The organism is Streptomyces sp. NPDC047917, from assembly GCF_043204345.1.
In the GTDB taxonomy this organism is placed as follows: domain Bacteria; phylum Actinomycetota; class Actinomycetes; order Streptomycetales; family Streptomycetaceae; genus Streptomyces; species Streptomyces sanglieri.
The window spans coordinates 112,284-127,827 of the sequence record NZ_JBIDCA010000018.1 but is presented as its reverse complement, the minus strand read 5'-3'; the positions used below and the strand labels follow the sequence as shown (position 1 = coordinate 127,827).

Annotated in this window: 12 protein-coding genes and 5 tRNA genes; 10 read left to right on the top strand and 7 right to left on the bottom strand. The window is 70.1% G+C overall.

The window, feature by feature from the left end; translation table 11 throughout:
• Nucleotides 1-6: 6 nt before the first annotated feature.
• The 5 genes from ACGF8B_RS36330 to ACGF8B_RS36310 all read right to left on the bottom strand — a co-directional run bounded on the left by ACGF8B_RS36330 (nucleotide 7) and on the right by ACGF8B_RS36310 (nucleotide 8,878).
• Nucleotides 7-3,216, bottom strand: coding sequence for a nitrate- and nitrite sensing domain-containing protein (locus tag ACGF8B_RS36330; RefSeq protein WP_392746598.1), 3,210 nt, complete (start codon nucleotides 3,214-3,216; stop codon nucleotides 7-9).
• A 347-nt stretch (nucleotides 3,217-3,563) separates the two neighbouring features.
• Nucleotides 3,564-4,145, bottom strand: a complete 582-nt coding sequence (locus ACGF8B_RS36325; RefSeq protein ID WP_072487286.1) for an ATP/GTP-binding protein — start codon at nucleotides 4,143-4,145, stop codon at nucleotides 3,564-3,566.
• The gene (locus ACGF8B_RS36320) at nucleotides 4,126-4,533 is read right to left on the bottom strand and encodes a DUF742 domain-containing protein (protein ID WP_003966010.1); all 408 of its coding nucleotides are present in this window, start codon (nucleotides 4,531-4,533) and stop codon (nucleotides 4,126-4,128) included. Before ACGF8B_RS36320 ends, ACGF8B_RS36325 begins: the two co-directional genes overlap by 20 nt.
• 133 nt (nucleotides 4,534-4,666) lie before the next feature.
• Nucleotides 4,667-5,080: a roadblock/LC7 domain-containing protein gene (locus tag ACGF8B_RS36315; RefSeq protein ID WP_259934900.1), complete on the bottom strand. Its 414-nt coding sequence runs from the start codon at nucleotides 5,078-5,080 to the stop codon at nucleotides 4,667-4,669.
• Nucleotides 5,081-5,089: 9 nt separating this feature from the next.
• Nucleotides 5,090-8,878, bottom strand: coding sequence for a nitrate- and nitrite sensing domain-containing protein (locus tag ACGF8B_RS36310; protein ID WP_392746596.1), 3,789 nt, complete (start codon nucleotides 8,876-8,878; stop codon nucleotides 5,090-5,092).
• A 577-nt stretch (nucleotides 8,879-9,455) separates the two neighbouring features.
• Between ACGF8B_RS36310 and ACGF8B_RS36305 the strand changes: the two genes are divergently transcribed.
• The 9 genes from ACGF8B_RS36305 to ACGF8B_RS36265 all read left to right on the top strand — a co-directional run bounded on the left by ACGF8B_RS36305 (nucleotide 9,456) and on the right by ACGF8B_RS36265 (nucleotide 13,424).
• On the top strand, nucleotides 9,456-9,644 hold the full coding sequence (locus tag ACGF8B_RS36305; RefSeq protein ID WP_392746595.1) for a hypothetical protein: 189 nt from the start codon (nucleotides 9,456-9,458) through the stop codon (nucleotides 9,642-9,644).
• A 127-nt stretch (nucleotides 9,645-9,771) separates the two neighbouring features.
• The gene (locus tag ACGF8B_RS36300) at nucleotides 9,772-10,548 is read left to right on the top strand and encodes a fumarylacetoacetate hydrolase family protein (RefSeq protein WP_392746593.1); all 777 of its coding nucleotides are present in this window, start codon (nucleotides 9,772-9,774) and stop codon (nucleotides 10,546-10,548) included.
• Nucleotides 10,541-12,013, top strand: coding sequence for a glutamate--tRNA ligase (gene gltX, locus ACGF8B_RS36295; protein ID WP_392746591.1), 1,473 nt, complete (start codon nucleotides 10,541-10,543; stop codon nucleotides 12,011-12,013). The genes ACGF8B_RS36300 and gltX overlap by 8 nt, the downstream gene beginning before the upstream one ends.
• Nucleotides 12,014-12,112: 99 nt before the next feature.
• Nucleotides 12,113-12,832: an HAD family hydrolase gene (locus ACGF8B_RS36290; RefSeq protein ID WP_392746589.1), complete on the top strand. Its 720-nt coding sequence runs from the start codon at nucleotides 12,113-12,115 to the stop codon at nucleotides 12,830-12,832.
• Between the two features lie 87 nt (nucleotides 12,833-12,919).
• A tRNA-Gln gene (locus ACGF8B_RS36285) sits at nucleotides 12,920-12,991 on the top strand.
• Between the two features lie 35 nt (nucleotides 12,992-13,026).
• A tRNA-Glu gene (locus tag ACGF8B_RS36280) sits at nucleotides 13,027-13,099 on the top strand.
• 60 nt (nucleotides 13,100-13,159) lie between these two features.
• Nucleotides 13,160-13,232, top strand: a tRNA-Glu gene (locus ACGF8B_RS36275).
• A gap of 12 nt (nucleotides 13,233-13,244) precedes the next feature.
• Nucleotides 13,245-13,316: transfer RNA gene (locus tag ACGF8B_RS36270), tRNA-Gln, on the top strand.
• Nucleotides 13,317-13,351: 35 nt separating this feature from the next.
• A tRNA-Glu gene (locus ACGF8B_RS36265) sits at nucleotides 13,352-13,424 on the top strand.
• Nucleotides 13,425-13,510: 86 nt separating this feature from the next.
• Here the strand turns inward: ACGF8B_RS36265 and ACGF8B_RS36260 are convergent.
• Nucleotides 13,511-14,152: a MerR family transcriptional regulator gene (locus ACGF8B_RS36260; RefSeq protein WP_392746587.1), complete on the bottom strand. Its 642-nt coding sequence runs from the start codon at nucleotides 14,150-14,152 to the stop codon at nucleotides 13,511-13,513.
• 88 nt (nucleotides 14,153-14,240) lie between these two features.
• Between ACGF8B_RS36260 and ACGF8B_RS36255 the strand changes: the two genes are divergently transcribed.
• Entirely contained in the window at nucleotides 14,241-14,738 is a 498-nt protein-coding gene (locus ACGF8B_RS36255; RefSeq protein WP_392746585.1) for a DUF4188 domain-containing protein, read from the top strand.
• Between the two features lie 57 nt (nucleotides 14,739-14,795).
• Here the strand turns inward: ACGF8B_RS36255 and ndgR are convergent, their stop codons facing one another.
• The gene (ndgR, locus tag ACGF8B_RS36250; RefSeq protein ID WP_014048551.1) at nucleotides 14,796-15,512 is read right to left on the bottom strand and encodes an IclR family transcriptional regulator NdgR; all 717 of its coding nucleotides are present in this window, start codon (nucleotides 15,510-15,512) and stop codon (nucleotides 14,796-14,798) included.
• Nucleotides 15,513-15,544: the final 32 nt, after the last annotated feature.

Genomic DNA, 15,544 nt, shown 5'->3' with positions numbered 1-15,544 from the left:
CTCACACTAACGCTCCTGGTTGTAGGTATTACTGTCGTCCGAACCCGCGCTGCGTCCCCGGAGCACACCCCGCCGCAGGTTGCTCAACCTGCCGCGGACGTCCTCGGGGGCGCGGGAAACCTGAGGGCCGCCCTGCAAGGTCTGCTCGGCCGTGCCCTCGACCAGGTTGGCCTTGGGCACCCGCCGGGGGAGACCGGACGGGGTGATCCCGCCCGCCTTCGGCTCCCGGAGCTTCTCGGCCCGCTCCCAGCGCTCGTCGTTGGCCGAGCGCCAGTCGTCGGAGCCGTCTCCGTCCTGCTGCGCGGGCGACGGCTGCTGCGGCACTTCCTCCTGCTGCGGCTGCTGCTGCGCGGCGACGGGCCGGCTGTTCCCGCGGCCGGTGGGCTGCCAGTGCTGCTGACCGCCCCGGCGCGGCAGACCGGCTTCGGTCAGCTCGTGACCGGAGTCGGGCGTGGGCCCCGGACGGTCGAAGCCTACGCGCTCCTGCGGCTCGGCGGGGGCGCTCGGGACGGATTCCGCTTCCGCCGGTGCCGAGGGCTCGTACGTCCCCTGGTAGGCGCCCTGTTCCGGCCAGTCGTCCTGCTGGGGCCGGGGAGCGAACTGCTCCTCGTAGGACGGCTGCGGGACCGCACCGGCGGCGTACCCGCCCTCCGCATAACCACCGGGCAGATCCTGTCCGGGCTGCCGGCCGACGTCCGCGCCGGCGGGGTAGGGCTCGTAGCCGCCCTGGTACGGAGCCTGCTCGTACCGCTCCTGCCGCATGTCCTGCTGCGGCTCCTGGCCGTACCCGTTCCCGGCGTACCCGCCGTCGGTGTACTGGCCGTCGGTGAACTGGCCGTCGGCGTACTGGCCTTCGGCGTACGGAGCCTGCGGGGGCTCGCCCGCCGTCTGCGCCCCCAGCGCGGCCCGTCGCTCCTCACGCATCAGCGAACGGCCCACCGGGTCCAGCTGGGACGAGTCCGCCGGGAGCTGCTCGTAGCGCGAGTCGTCGAAGCCCAGCTCCGCCGCCGTGCGCAGATGCGGCTGGGACGGCTGCTGCTCGAAGCTCTGCTGCTCCGGAATGATCGAGGAGACGGTGAAGTCGTCGGCCGGGGCGGACGGTTCGCCACCGCCGCCATGGGTGATCGCGTCCGGCAGCATGACCAGCGAGGTGGTTCCGGCCTGCTCGCCCGAGGGGCGCAACTGGACCCGGATGCCGTGGCGGTCGGAGAGCCGGCCGACCACGAACAGACCCATCCGCTGCGACACCGCGGCGTCCACGGTCGGCGGGTTGGCCAGCTTGTGGTTGATGTCGGCGAAGTCCTCGGCGGTGAGGCCGATGCCCTTGTCGTGGATCTCGATCATCACACGGCTGTCGGGCAGCCGGGTCGCGGTCACCCGCACCTTGGTCTGCGGCGAGGAGAACGTGGTGGCGTTCTCCAGCAGCTCGGCCAGCAGGTGCACGAGGTCGGTGACCGACTGGCCGTGGATCTCGGTCTCGGGCACCCCGGCGAGCTCGATGCGCTCGTACGACTCCACCTCGGAGGCGGCGGCACGCAGCACGTCGACCAGCGGGACCGGCTGGTTCCAGCGGCGGCCCGGCTCCTCGCCGGCCAGCACCAGGAGGTTCTCGCCGTTGCGGCGCATGCGGGTGGCCAGGTGGTCCAGCCGGAAGAGGTTCTCCAGCTGGTCCGGGTCGGCCTCGTTGTTCTCCAGGTCGGTGATGAGGGTCAGCTGGCCCTCGATCAGCGACTGGTTGCGGCGCGAGAGGTTGGTGAAGATCGCGTTGACGTTGCCCCGCAGCATGGCCTGCTCGGCCGCCAGCCGGACCGCCTCGCGGTGCACCTGGTCGAAGGCGCGGGCGACCTCGCCGATCTCGTCGCGGCTGTGGATCGGGATCGGCTGGACCCGGGTGTCCACCCGGCCCGGCTCGGCCCGGGAGAGCTGGTCGACCAGCATCGGCAGCCGCTGCTCGGCGATCCCGAAGGCGGCGGTACGCAGCCGGCGCATCGAGCGGCTCATCTGCCGGGCCATGAGCCCGGCCAGTACGAAGGCGGCCAGTAGGGAGACGATCACGACCGCGGCGTTGACGACGGCGTCGGTCCTGGCGCCGGACGAGATGTCCGCGGCCTCGGCCACCGCCTTGTCGACGAGCTCGTCCTGGACCGTGGTGTAGCCGTCGAACTTGGCGGTGGCGGCCGCCATCCAGGTCTCCGGGGTGATGCCCTTCGCGGCCAGCTTCTCGGGCGACTTGCCCTGCCCGATCTGCTGGGCCATGCCGTCGAAGACCGAGCCGTCGATGCTGGGCGGGGCGACGAACGGGGTTCCCGCCGCGTCCGCCTCCTTCTTGGCCTGCTTCAGGTCCCGCGCGCCCTCGTCCGCCTTGGCGGACATGACCTGCTTCAGCCGGGCCGCGTCGGCCTCCGTACCGCCGGAGACGAACTCGCCGAGCGCGATCTGCTCCAGGTAGTTGTACGAGCCGAAGGCCTTGACCTGGGCGTCGAACTTGGCGTTCTCCTGGCTCGGACGCACCAGCAGGTGCATGCCGATGGAGCGCTGAAGCGATTCTGCAGCCTTGGCGAGCTCGATCGCGTAGACCGTACGTCCGTAGCTGGTGATGTTGCCGGTGCCCAGCCCCAGCTCGTTGCTGAACTCCATCAGCGAGTGCTGGACCTTGACGTAGCCCTCCTCCGTCTTCACCGGGTCCATGGCCTCGGCGAAGGCGGCCTTGCGCAGCTCGGGAAGGGTGGGCTCCTCCAGCCGGAGCAGCTGGAGGCGCCGCTCCAGGCCCTGCTTCCCGGGCATGCCCTTCACGGCCGTGTCGAACTTCTTCGCGGCCGCGTCGGTGGTGGCCCGGGCCTCCCCGATGATGTCGGCGTCCCGCTTGTTGGACAGCAGCGGCTGGGCGGAGAGGTCGCGCTCGTTCAGCAGCGCCTGGCCGTACTCGGCCGCCGCGCGCACGATCAGCGCGGTCTTCTCGGCGTCCTGGGCCTCGCGCCAGGTGTCGATCGACCCCTTCACCTGGAATCCGCCCATGACCAGGCCGACCAGGACGGGGATCAGGAGAATCGCGTTCAGCCGGGTGGGCACCCGCCAGTTGCGCGGCGACAGCCGGCTGGTGCCGCCGTCCGGCACCGCCGTACCGGACGCGTCCGCAATGGACGCCGCGGCGCGCGGCGGCGGGGTGAAGTTGCCCCGCTCCTGCTGCGCCGTGGAGCCCGCGTTGCCTCGCCTCACTCGACCAACAACCTCTCGGCGTCGGCACCTACGTTGTGCCGTATTTCGTTCAGGGCCGTACTACTCGGGAGTTCGTCGAATTCCAGCACGGGGACCGGTCGCGTTCCAAACAGTCGGAATCTGTCATTCCGAGTGGCGCAGACCTCAGATAAAACGGGCATAAAGAACGAGCCCCGTCAAAAGGCGGGGCTCAGGTGAGCGCAGTGGCACCATTCGGATGCGGCGGGTGTCGAACGCTGGGCAATTCTCTTTCGAAACGTTATGAATACGGGGGTGGATCGTGTCAAAGGACACAGTCCACCCCCGTCCGACTACGGTAACTACCGTATGGCAATACCGACTTGTGCTTACTTGAGCCGGGCCATGAGGGCGTGCTCCACGAGCGTGATCAGACCGCTCTTGGCGTCCGCGCGGTGCCGCGCGTCCGTCGTGATGATCGGGGTGTCCGGGCCGATCTGGAGGGCTTCGCGCACTTCGTCGGGGGTGTAGGGCTGGTGTCCGTCGAAGCCGTTGAGGGCGATGACGAACGGCAGGCCGCTGTTCTCGAAGTAGTCGACGGCGGGGAAGCAGTCGGCGAGGCGGCGGGTGTCGACGAGGACGACGGCGCCGATGGCGCCGCGGACCAGGTCGTCCCACATGAACCAGAAGCGGTCCTGTCCGGGCGTACCGAAGAGGTACAGGATCAGGTCCTGGTCCAGGGTGATACGACCGAAGTCCATGGCGACGGTCGTCGTCGTCTTGCCCCCGGTGTGCGTGAGGTCGTCGATGCCCGCGGACGCGGACGTCATCACGGCCTCCGTACGCAACGGGTTGATCTCCGAGACGGCACCGACGAACGTGGTCTTACCCACGCCGAAGCCCCCGGCCACCACGATCTTCGCCGAGGTGGTGGCCCGGGCCGCACCGCCGCTAGAGCTTGCGAAGTCCACTGAGCACCCTTTCGAGCAGTGTCACATCCGGCGCGCCGCCGGCCTCTCCATTGCCCGGCTGGTGGATGGCCACCATGCCGGCTTCCGCCAGGTCCGCGACGAGAATCCGGGCCACACCGAGCGGCATCGACAGCAGCGCCGAGACCTCCGCCACCGACTTGACCTCGCGGCAGAGGTGGCAGATCCGCTGGTGCTCGGGGAGCAGTGTCCCCAGATGCGCGGGGTCGGCCGTGGTGGAGACCAGTGCCTCTATGGCGAGTTGGTAGCGCGGCCGGGTCCGGCCACCGGTCATGGCGTACGGGCGGACCAGTGGCTGGTCGCCTTCACCGTCGTACGACGCGTGGTGCAGTGCGCCGTACGGATCGGGTGAGGCGGGTGGCGGGGTCATGAATCCTCCGGGCGTGACAGCAGTACGTCGGCTTGCCGTCTGAAGGGGCCGGTGGGGGGCTCTAAGCGGCCGGACGGGCGAGGGATGAGGGCATTACCTGGGGCAATCGAGTCTGTCATCGATCCGGGGCCGCCTAGTGGAGCAGGCTGCCCTGGAGCTCGGCGCGGAGGTCGGGGGTGAGGACACTGCCCGCACGGTCGACCAGCAGGGCCATCTCGTACCCGACCAGGCCGATGTCGGCGTCCGGGTGGGCGAGAACGGCCAGTGAGGAGCCGTCCGAGATGGACATCAGGAAGAGGAACCCGCGTTCCATCTCCACCACGGTCTGGCTGACGGCGCCGCCCTCGAAGATCCGGGAGGCGCCCGCGGTCAGCGAGGTCAGCCCGGAGGCGACGGCCGCCAGCTGGTCGGCGCGGTCACGGGGAAATCCTTCGGACATGGCCAGCAGGAGTCCGTCGGCGGAGACCACCACCGTGTGCGACACCCCGGGGGTGTTGTCCACGAAGTTGGTGATCAACCAGTTCAGATTCTGTGCGGCCTGACTCATCGGGCTCAACTAACGCTCCTGCTGGTGAGTGGGGCCGAGTGGGAAACTGCCGGTCGACTGGCCGTTGTTGGCCTGCCGCCCTTGCTGGATGCCCCGGCGGAGATTGGTCAACCGCCCGCGTACATCATCGGGGGCACGTGACACCTGCGGACCGGACTGGTGGTTCTGCTGCTGAGCGGTGCCCGGCACCAGGTTGGCGCGAGGCACTCGGCGCGGCAGTCCGGAAGTGGTGACTCCGCCTGCCGCGGGCTTCTTGACCCGCTCCGCCTGCCGTACGAGTTCGTCGTTCGGCGAGGGGCGCCAGGAACTTGTGGTGCTGCCCGGGTCGTCCCCGGTGCGGCGCGGTGCCGCGGGAGCGGGGAGCTCCTGGCCCGGCTGCTGCTGGTGGACGGGCGCGGGTGCCTGCGGCTCGGCGGGCGGCTGCTGGCCGCCCGGCTGCGGGCCGTGGAACCAGTTCGTCTCCAGGGTGTCGTACAGCGGCGTACGACCGTCCCCGGGGCCGGCCGCCGGAGGCAGCGCCTCGGGCTGCGGCTGCGGGGGCAGGACCGGGCGGTACTGCGCGTCACCGCCGGGCGCGGCGGGCGGACGCGGGGCTCCGAAGTCCTCGTCGTCCCGGCCGCGCTGACGCGGCGCCGGCAGACCCTGGTCCTGGGACCGGGCGGGCTGCTGCTGTCCGAAGTCGGGGCGGGCGAACTGCCCGGTGCTCGCCGGGTCCTGGCCGGACCGGTCCTGCGAGCCGTAGGGCTGCGGGGCCGGGGCGGAGAAGTCCGGGCGGGCGAACTCGGCGGTGGAGCCGGGGCCCTGCCGGTCGTCCATGGGCATCCGCGGCGTGAGCGGCCCGTTCATCGGCCGCTGGAACTGGCCGGTGGACTCGGGGTCCTCGTGACCGCGCGGGGCGTCCAGCGGAGTCTGCCGCGGCGCGGACGGCTCCTCGGTGCCCCAGCTGGTGGTCTGCGGACGCTGCGGCTGCGGATTGCCACCGGGCAGCTCGGCGCGCGGGCCGCCGACCGGGGGCAGCTGACGGCCGGGGCCGTCCTGGCCGACAGGCGGCTGGAAGCCGCCCTGGCCGACCGGGTTCTGCCGGGCCTGCTGCGGCTGCTGCTGGGAGGGCTGCTGCCACGGGGCGGGGCCGTTGCCCTGCGGGCCGTTCTGGTCCTGGCGGTCCGGACCCTGGCGGTTCTGGTCCTGGCGGTTCTGGCCGAACAGGTCGGGGCGGCCCGAGTCCGTACGGCCCGGTCCGTCGCCCTGGCCGCGGGCACCAAGGCGGGCACCGTTGCCGAAGGCGCCGGCGAGGCCGCCGCCGTGACGCTGAGGCTCCGGACGGGAGGTGTCCTGCGGACCGGTGCCGGACAGCCCGCCGGACTGGAATCCGGCGTTCTGCTGCCCCTGTCCCTGCTGGTTCTGCTGGGCCGCCTGGTGGCGGGGGCCGCCGTCGCGGGAGGGCAGCGCGGCACGCGGCGCGGAGCCCGCACCGACCTGGCCGCGCGAGGCGCCCGGACCCGAGGCGAGCCGGCCGGCCGGGCCCGAGGACGGACCGCCGAGGCCGGGACGGGAGCCGTTGCCCGCGCCCGGGGCACCGTTGCCGGCGAGCAGACCGCCGGGGGCACCGGGCTGCTGTCCGGGTGCCTGCTTGGGAACCGGCTGCTTGCCGCCGTGCGCGACATCGACGGGCAGCATGACCAGCGCGGTCGTGCCACCGGAGTCGGAGGGCCGCAGCTGGATCCGGATGCCGTGACGCAGCGACAGCCGGCCGACCACGAACAGGCCCATGCGGCGGGAGACCGAGACGTCCACGGTGGGCGGCGAGGCGAGCCGCTCGTTGATCGCCGCGAGGTCCTCCGGCGAGAGGCCGATGCCCGTGTCGTGGATCTCGACCAGCACCCGCCCGTCGGGCAGCGCGTGGCCGGTGACCCGGACCTTCGTCTGCGGGGAGGAGAACGACGTGGCGTTCTCCAGCAGCTCGGCGAGCAGGTGGACGAGGTCGTTGACCACGCGGCCGGCGACCTCGGTGGCGGGCACCGCCGCCAGTTCGATGCGCTCGTACTGCTCCACCTCGGAGGCGGCGGCACGCAGCACGTCGACCAGCGGGACGGGGCGGGTCCACCGGCGGCCCGGCTCCTCGCCCGCGAGGACGAGGAGGTTCTCGCCGTTACGGCGCATGCGGGTCGCGAGGTGGTCGAGCTTGAAGAGCGAGGAGAGCTGGTCCGGGTCGGCCTCGCGCGACTCCAGTTCGGAGATGAGCGAGAGCTGACGCTGGATGAGGCCCTGGCTGCGGCGCGAGAGGTTGGTGAACATCGCGTTGACGTTGCCCCGCAGGAGGGCCTGCTCGGCGGCGAGGCGGACGGCCTCGCGGTGCACGTCGTCGAAGGCCGCGGCCACCTTGCCGATCTCGTCCCGGGAGTGCACACCGACCGACTCGACCGAGGTGTCCACGTCCTGCGGGTCGGCCTCGGAGAGCTGCTTGACGAGCTCGGGCAGACGGTCCTGCGCGACGCGCGTAGCGGTGTCCTGGAGACGGCGCAGCGAGCGGATCATCGACCGGGCGACGACGAAGGCGCCGACCAGCGAGACACCGAGCACCAGCAGGATGAGCGCACCGCTGATGATCGCTTCGCGCTTCGACTCGTCGCGGAGCTCGCGGGCCTTGCCCTCCATGTCGCTGAGGAGGGTCTCCTCGATGGTCTTCATGGCCTGGATCTTGGTGGAGCTCTGGTCGTACCAGTCCAGGTAGGAGCGGCGCGCGGTGCCGGTCATGCCCGAGGGGCTGTCCAGCACCTTCTTCGCGTAGGTGTTGGCGGCCTTGATCTCCGGGTTGCCCTCGTCGAGCGTGGCGGTCAGCTCCTCGGCGTTGTTGCCGGTCGCCTTGTACACCGCCTTGAAGGAGCGGAGGGCCGAGGCCTCCTTGCGCAGCGCGGCGCGGCCGAACTGCTTGTCGTTCTCGTCGAGGTGCGGCTGCTTGTCGTTGCCGCCGGGCAGCGCGGCGGCGATGATCGCCCGCTGGACCGAGGCGTACTCCTTGGCGGAGGAGAAGGCCGCGAGCGCCCGGGTCCGCTTGATCATCTCGGAGTTGCTGGTCGCCTGCGCCATGTCCTGCGAGAGGCTCAGCAGCGAGGTGATCAGCTGGCTGTACTGGTCGACGGTCTGGAGGCTCGGAGTGCCGTCGGCGTACGCCGTCTTGCGGATGTTGCGGATGTCGGCGAGCTGGCTCGCGATCTGGGTGACGCTCGAATAGATGCCTTCGAGGGCCTCGTCGCCGGTGGGGTCGCTGATCGAGGTGGTCGCGTCGAGGAAGGCCGTCTTCGCCCGGTCGGTCTTCTTCCGGGGCTCGGTGACCTTGAAGTCGTCGGCCTTCACCCCGTTGGCCAGCGGACCGGCCGAACGGTCGCGCTCCTCCTGGAGTGCCTGCGCCAGCGACGTCGCCTGCTTGGTCATCCGGGTCAGCAGCTGCATGTGGTCCAGCTGCTGGATGTCGTTCATGGACTCGTTGATCCGCAGACCACCCAGGGTGGTCGCGGCGACCACGGGGAGGGCGAGCAGGGAGACCAGACGGGTGCTGATGCGCCAGTTGCGAAGAGCGACTCGGGAGCCGGTGCTGACGGACCCCCGGGACTTGGCCGGCGTGCTCGGATCCGTGTCGCCGCTCGCCGCTGCACCGGGGCGCTGGGCGCGGTCGCCACTGTCACCGGCCGCGGCAGGCCCGGGGTTCTGGGCGTGCTGGGCCGAGGAGCCGCGGTCGGTCCCGCCGTGCGGCTCCTGCTCCGCCGCAGCGCTGCCATCCCTCTTGAAACGTCCCTGCACTAGCGTCGCAACCTCTGGACCAGGCGTCCTCCCGCTGGGCGGTAGGACGGTGTCGGCGTCGTGGGGCGTTGTAACCGCCCCATGGTGGTCGTGAGTGACCGGCGTCCTTCCCCTTCCCGCCGCCACTCGGCGCTCCGTTGCGCCCCCTGCGCGCCGGCTTGAAACCCGCGGCGGTGCGTGGAATTCCAGCACAGTGCAGGATCTCCAACAAGGGCCCAACGCCCGGCCGTGACGTGAGTGACGCGTTGTGATGAATGAGTAACAAGCCGTGGAGCGTGATCATGGTTAAAACGGATGATTACGGGCGAATCAGTGAAGCGTGAAGGGTGTCCCAGTCGACATGATCAGGAGCGGAATGGCTGATTCAGTTACGTAATGTCCGTTTCTGTCGACGTGATGGACCGCCCGGAATGAGGGAATTGTCTGCCCGGTCGTGAGGAAACTCACATGATGATCGTCGTCTCTTCCGGGCTTCCGGAGGGAATTGGATGTTTAGCCTGACGCTTTACAGGGATGGCAAATCCGACAACCGGCGCCCCTTCGGGCGGTGCCCGAACCGACAGGGTCCGATCGGCAGATGAAGACGACGATGATGTTCCGCAACATTGCCAACCCCCGGCGCACCACGCTGGCGCACCTCAAGGACGCCGACGGACCGCGGACGCCGGAGCAGCCGGAGCACGCCGTGGACCTGCCCACCCAGACAGCCAACCCCCGGCGCACCATCCTGATGGACGCCCCGGTCACCGCCGCCGCCGCGGAGTAGCCCGGACGCCGTCCCCCCTCAGGGCCCGTCGGGCCCGCGCCGCCCGGTGATCGGGCAGTTCCCGACGGGCGAGGCGTTAGCCTGGAGCGTCAGTCTTCAGCCAGCAAGTGAGGGGCGACAGCATCCCGTGCGCATCGCCAGGTTCTCCATCGACGGCAATGTCGCCTTCGGCGCCGTCGAGGGCGAGGGGCCCGATGGTCTCGTCCTCGACATCATCAAGGGCATCCCGTACGCCGAGTTCGAGCTCTCCGGCACCAAGGTCCCGCTGAGCAAGGTCCGCCTCCTGCCCCCCGTGCTCCCCAACAAGGTCGTGGCCATCGGCCGCAACTACGCGGAGCACGCCAAGGAGCTGGGCAACGAGGTACCGGACGTACCCGTCGCCTTCTTCAAGCCCACCACCTCGGTGATCGGCTCCGGCGACGCCATCGAGTACCCCTCCTTCTCCGAGGAACTCCACCACGAGGCCGAGCTGGCCGTGGTCATCGGCCGCATGTGCCGGGAAGTTCCGCGCGAGCGCGTGAAGGACGTCGTCTTCGGCTACACCTGCGCCAATGACGTCACCGCCCGCGACGCCCAGAAGCGCGAGAAGCAGTGGGCCCGGGCCAAGGGCTTCGACACGTCCTGCCCGCTCGGCCCCTGGGTGGAGACCGACCTCGACCCCCACGACCTCACCATTCAGGCGACGGTCAACGGAGAGCAACGGCAACTCGGCCGTACGAGCGACATGATCCGCTCGATCGAGGACCTGGTCGTCCACATCACGGAAGCCATGACGCTGCTCCCGGGCGATGTGATCCTCACCGGCACTCCCGCAGGGGTCGGACCCCTCCATGTCGGCGACGAGGTCGCCGTCACCATCGAAGGCATCGGCACTCTCACCAACAAGGTGATCAAGCGTGGTTAACGCACCAGTCCGCGTACGTTTCTGTCCCTCCCCGACCGGCAACCCCCATGTGGGCCTGGTCCGCACCGCCCTGTTCAACTGGGCCTTCGCCCGGCACCACGGCGGCACCCTGGTCTTCCGCATCGAGGACACCGACGCGGCCCGCGACTCCGAGGACTCCTACAACCAGCTCCTGGACTCGATGCGCTGGCTCGGCTTCGACTGGGACGAGGGCCCCGAGGTCGGCGGCCCGCACGCCCCGTACCGCCAGTCGCAGCGCATGGACATCTACCGGGACGTCGCCGAGAAGCTCCTGGCGGGCGGGTACGCCTACCACTGCTACTGCACCACCGAGGAGCTCGACGCCCGCCGCGACGCCGCCCGCGCCGCCGGCCGGCCGTCCGGCTACGACGGCCACTGCCGCGAGCTGAGCGCCGAGCAGATCGCCGCGTACGAGGCCGAGGGCCGGACCTCCATCGTCCGCTTCCGGATGCCCGACGAGGCGCTCACCTTCGACGACCTGGTCCGCGGCGAGCTGACCTTCCAGCCGGAGAACGTGCCGGACTACGGCATCGTCCGCGCCAACGGCGCGCCGCTCTACACGCTGGTCAACCCGGTCGACGACGCGCTGATGGAGATCACCCACGTCCTGCGCGGCGAGGACCTGCTCTCCTCCACCCCGCGCCAGCTCGCCCTGTACAAGGCGCTCATCGAGCTGGGCATCGCCAAGGACACCCCGGCCTTCGGCCACCTGCCGTACGTGATGGGCGAGGGCAACAAGAAGCTCTCCAAGCGCGACCCGCAGGCCTCGCTCAACCTCTACCGCGAGCGCGGCTTCCTGCCCGAGGGGCTGCTCAACTACCTCTCCCTGCTGGGCTGGTCCATCGCCGAGGACCGCGACATCTTCTCCATCGACGAGATGGTGGCCGCGTTCGACATCGCGGACGTCAACGCCAACCCGGCGCGCTTCGACCTGAAGAAGTGCGAGCACATCAACGCCGAGCACATCCGCAAGATGGACGTGAAGGCGTTCACCGAGGCGTGCGGCCCCTGGCTGAAGGCCCCGTTCGCCCCCTGGGCCCCGGAGTCCTTCGACGCGGCGCAGTTCGCCGAGATCGCCCCGCACGCCCAGACCCGCGTCACGGTCCTCTCGGACATCACGGCCAACGTCGACTTCCTCTTCCTGGACGAGCCGGCGACCGACGAGGCGTCCTGGAACAAGGCGATGAAGGAGGGCTCCGACGCCCTGCTCACCACGGCCCGCGCCAAGCTGGCCGAGGCCGAGTGGAACGCGGACGCCCTGAAGAACGCCATCCTCGCCGCGGGCGAGGAGCACGGCCTGAAGCTCGGCAAGGCCCAGGCCCCGGTCCGCGTCGCGGTCACCGGCCGCACCGTCGGCCTGCCGCTCTTCGAGTCCCTGGAGATCCTGGGCCGCGGGAAGACCCTGGCCCGGGTGGACGCGGCGCTGGCCAGGCTGGCCGCGTAGCACCCGCACCACGCCCGGAGGGGGCGGCCGCCGGTTCGTCCGGAGGCCGCCCCCTCCGCGCCGTTCACGGCCACCGCGCGGGAACCTACGCTGGCCCGTATGACGATCCGCGCGGTTCTCTGGGACATCGACGACACGATCTTCGACTACACCACCGCCGACCGCCTCGGCATGCACAAGCACCTGGAACACGAGGGCCTGCCCGACGGATACGAGAACGTCGAGCAGGCCCTCGCCGCATGGCGGGAGCTCACCGACGTGCACTGGGCGCGGTTCGCCGCCGGGGAGACCGACTTCCAGGGGCAGCGCCGGGACCGGGTCAGGGAGTTCCTCTCGCGGCCGCTGGGCGACGACGAGGCCGACGGCTGGTTCGCCCGGCACGCGGCCCACTACGAGGCCGCCTGGTCGCTCTTCCCCGATGTGCTGCCTGCCCTGGACCTGCTGGCGGGCGGGTTCCGGCACGCGGTGCTGTCGAACGCCAGCATCCACAACCAGGACCGGAAGCTGCGCAGACTCGGAGTGCGGGACCGGTTCGAGGCCATGGTGTGCGCCGTGGAGCTGGGCATCTCCAAGCCCGAGGCCGGCGCCTTCCACGCCGGCTGCGAGGCCCTGGCGCTGGAGCCCCGGGAGGTCGCGTACGTGGGGAACGAGCCGGACATCGACGCCGGTGGGGCGGTTGCCGCCGGGCTGATGGGGATCTGGCTGGACCGGGACGGGCGCGGTGGACGGCCCGAGCTGATCCGTATCAGCGGGCTCGATCAGCTGCCCGGACTGCTGGCGGGCAATACCCGTTTTGGAGCGCCGGACACCTTCGGGTAATGTTCTTCCTGCGCCGCCCGAGCGGAACGAAAGAACCGAACGGGAAGCGCAAGCCGAACAAGACCCCTCGCAGGGGTTGAGTTTTGGTGGGCTATGGTGTAATTGGCAACACTACGGTTTCTGGTACCGTCATTCTAGGTTCGAGTCCTGGTAGCCCAGCGCAGAAATGCAACAGTAGTAATCAGTAGTAACAAGCCCCCGTTGTGTAGCGGCCTAGCACGCTGCCCTCTCACGGCAGTAGCGCCGGTTCGAATCCGGTCGGGGGTACAGATCCTTCCCGCGAGATCATCTGGGTCGCACCCACGCTCTCGATGCAGGATCGCTAGGGCCCCCGTTGTGTAGCGGCCTAGCACGCTGCCCTCTCACGGCAGTAGCGCCGGTTCGAATCCGGTCGGGGGTACTTGTAACACCATGGGCTATGGTGTAATTGGCAACACTACGGTTTCTGGTACCGTCATTCTAGGTTCGAGTCCTGGTAGCCCAGCGCAGAAATGCAACAGTAGTAATCAGTAGTAACAAGCCCCCGTTGTGTAGCGGCCTAGCACGCTGCCCTCTCACGGCAGTAGCGCCGGTTCGAATCCGGTCGGGGGTACAACAGCAGGACGGACGAAGGCCCTTCACCCCGGTGGAGGGCCTTCTCCGTTGTCCCCGCGGCCCGTTCGGGCCGCAGAGAACGTTTCAGAGACCGTAGCGGCGGGCCGACTCCTCCTCCTGGGCCATCCGCCGCAGGGACATCAGCAGCGGCTCGTAGAGCACGGCCGACGCGACCGCGATCTCCACCTGCTCCGACTCCGTGGGATGCGTCTCCATCATGTCCAGGTCCTGGACGGCGACTTGGTGCATCAGCCGGGCCTGCTCGGCCAGGTAGTCGACGTCACAGGGGTAGCCGAGGCGGATCAGTGTCGCCACCGACGACACCAGTGAGCGATGTGCGGGGGAGAGGGCGCCGATCTCCTGCGACGTCGCCCAGCCGATCCGGTCCAGGAGCCGCTCGACGGCCTCGCGGGCCTCCGCCGTCTCCGGTGCCTCCTCATCGGGGTCCGGGCCGTGCGGGAGCGCCCACAGCGCCGCGCCCAGCCGGATCGTCCGGCCCAGGGACTCGTCGTCGATGTGCGAGAGGACCTCGCGTGCCGTCGCCACAGGAAGGCGGCCCACCTGGATCAGTGCCCGCACCAGGCGCAGCCGGCGCAGATGGCTCTCGTCGTACTCGGCCTGTGTGGCGGTGACCCGGTGGCCGGGGTGGAGCAGCCCCTCGCGCAGGTAGTACTTGATCGTCGCGGTCTTCACACCGCTCTGCTCGCTCAGTTCCGAGAGTCGCATGTTCCGTGCCTTCCCTTGCGCCACCTCTTGGGCAGTGCCACTATCCAATCATTGGATAGTGACACTCTCCAACAGTGAAGGGGCAGCCATGTTCGCGAAGCCGATACCGGGACGGACCACCGCCGCGGCCGAGGGGGAGGTGGTCGTGCTGCTGATCGGGATGCGCATCAACCACTTTTGGGGCGTGCACCACTGGCTGCCGGTCCTCGCCGCGATGCCGCGCATGCTGCGGGAGTTGGGCAGGGACAAGGAGCGCGGCCTGCTGGGCTGGACGCTGCTGACCGGCTCGCCGCGGACGTACTACGTCGTCCAGTACTGGGAGTCGAAGGAGAAGCTCTACGCGTACGCGAGCGCTCCCGACATGTTCCACCGCAAGGCCTGGGCGATCGTGAACCGGAAGGAGAGGAAGTCCCGGCAGCACGTGGGGCTGTGGCACGAGACCTATGTGGTTCCCGAGGGCGGATACGAATCGATCTACGCCGACATGCCGGCCTACGGACTGGCCGGGGCGACCGGCGTACTGCCGATCGAGGGGCGGGGGCGCCGCGCGGCGGACCGGCTCGCGCACCGCTCGCCCGCGAAGTGAGGCGCTGGAAGGGGGCCGCCACGACGCTGGGGCGGCCGGGGAGGGGTGCCGGACGGGTCAGCCGGTGCGGCGCAGGGCCTCGCTGAGCCTCGCCGCCGAGTCGATGACCGCCTGGGCGTGCATCCGGCCCGGGTGCCTGGTCAGGCGCTCGATCGGTCCGGAGACCGAGACGGCGGCGACCACCCGGTTCGACGGGCCGCGCACCGGTGCCGAGACCGAGGCCACCCCGGGCTCGCGCTCGCCGATCGACTGGGCCCAGCCCCTGCGCCGTACGCCGGAGAGCGCCGTCGCCGTGAATCGGGCGCCCTGGAGGCCGCGGTGCAGGCGCTCCGGCTCCTCCCAGGCCATCAGGATCTGGGCCGACGAGCCGGCCTTCATGGTGAGCGTGGAGCCGACCGGCACGGTGTCCCGCAGACCGGACAGCCGCTCCGCCGCCGCCACACAGATCCGCATGTCGCCCTGCCTGCGGTAGAGCTGCGCGCTCTCGCCGGTGATGTCCCGGAGGTGGGTGAGCACCGGTCCCGCCGTGGCCAGCAGGCGGTCCTCGCCCGCCGCGGCCGCGAGCTCCGCCAGCCGGGGGCCGAGAATGAAACGGCCCTGCATGTCCCTCGCCACCATGCGGTGGTGTTCCAGTGCCACGGCCAGTCGATGGGCCGTGGGTCGTGCGAGCCCGGTCGCCGCGACCAGCCCGGCGAGGGTGGCCGGACCGGACTCCAGGGCGCTCAATACCAGAGCCGCCTTGTCGAGAACGCCGACGCCGCTAGAGTTGTCCATACGACGATACTCCCGTCTCACTCTGTGAAACG

Bases quoted from the DNA above. Each gene is read 5' to 3' on its own strand.
- ndgR (WP_014048551.1), bottom strand. From the start codon at position 15,512: ATGGACAACTCTAGCGGCGTCGGCGTTCTCGACAAGGCGGCTCTGGTA.
- ACGF8B_RS36320 (WP_003966010.1), bottom strand. From the start codon at position 4,533: ATGACCCCGCCACCCGCCTCACCCGATCCGTACGGCGCACTGCACCAC.
- ACGF8B_RS36315 (WP_259934900.1), bottom strand. From the start codon at position 5,080: ATGAGTCAGGCCGCACAGAATCTGAACTGGTTGATCACCAACTTCGTG.
- ACGF8B_RS36255 (WP_392746585.1), top strand. From the start codon at position 14,241: ATGTTCGCGAAGCCGATACCGGGACGGACCACCGCCGCGGCCGAGGGG.
- ACGF8B_RS36290 (WP_392746589.1), top strand. From the start codon at position 12,113: ATGACGATCCGCGCGGTTCTCTGGGACATCGACGACACGATCTTCGAC.
- ACGF8B_RS36305 (WP_392746595.1), top strand. From the start codon at position 9,456: ATGAAGACGACGATGATGTTCCGCAACATTGCCAACCCCCGGCGCACC.
- ACGF8B_RS36260 (WP_392746587.1), bottom strand. From the start codon at position 14,152: ATGCGACTCTCGGAACTGAGCGAGCAGAGCGGTGTGAAGACCGCGACG.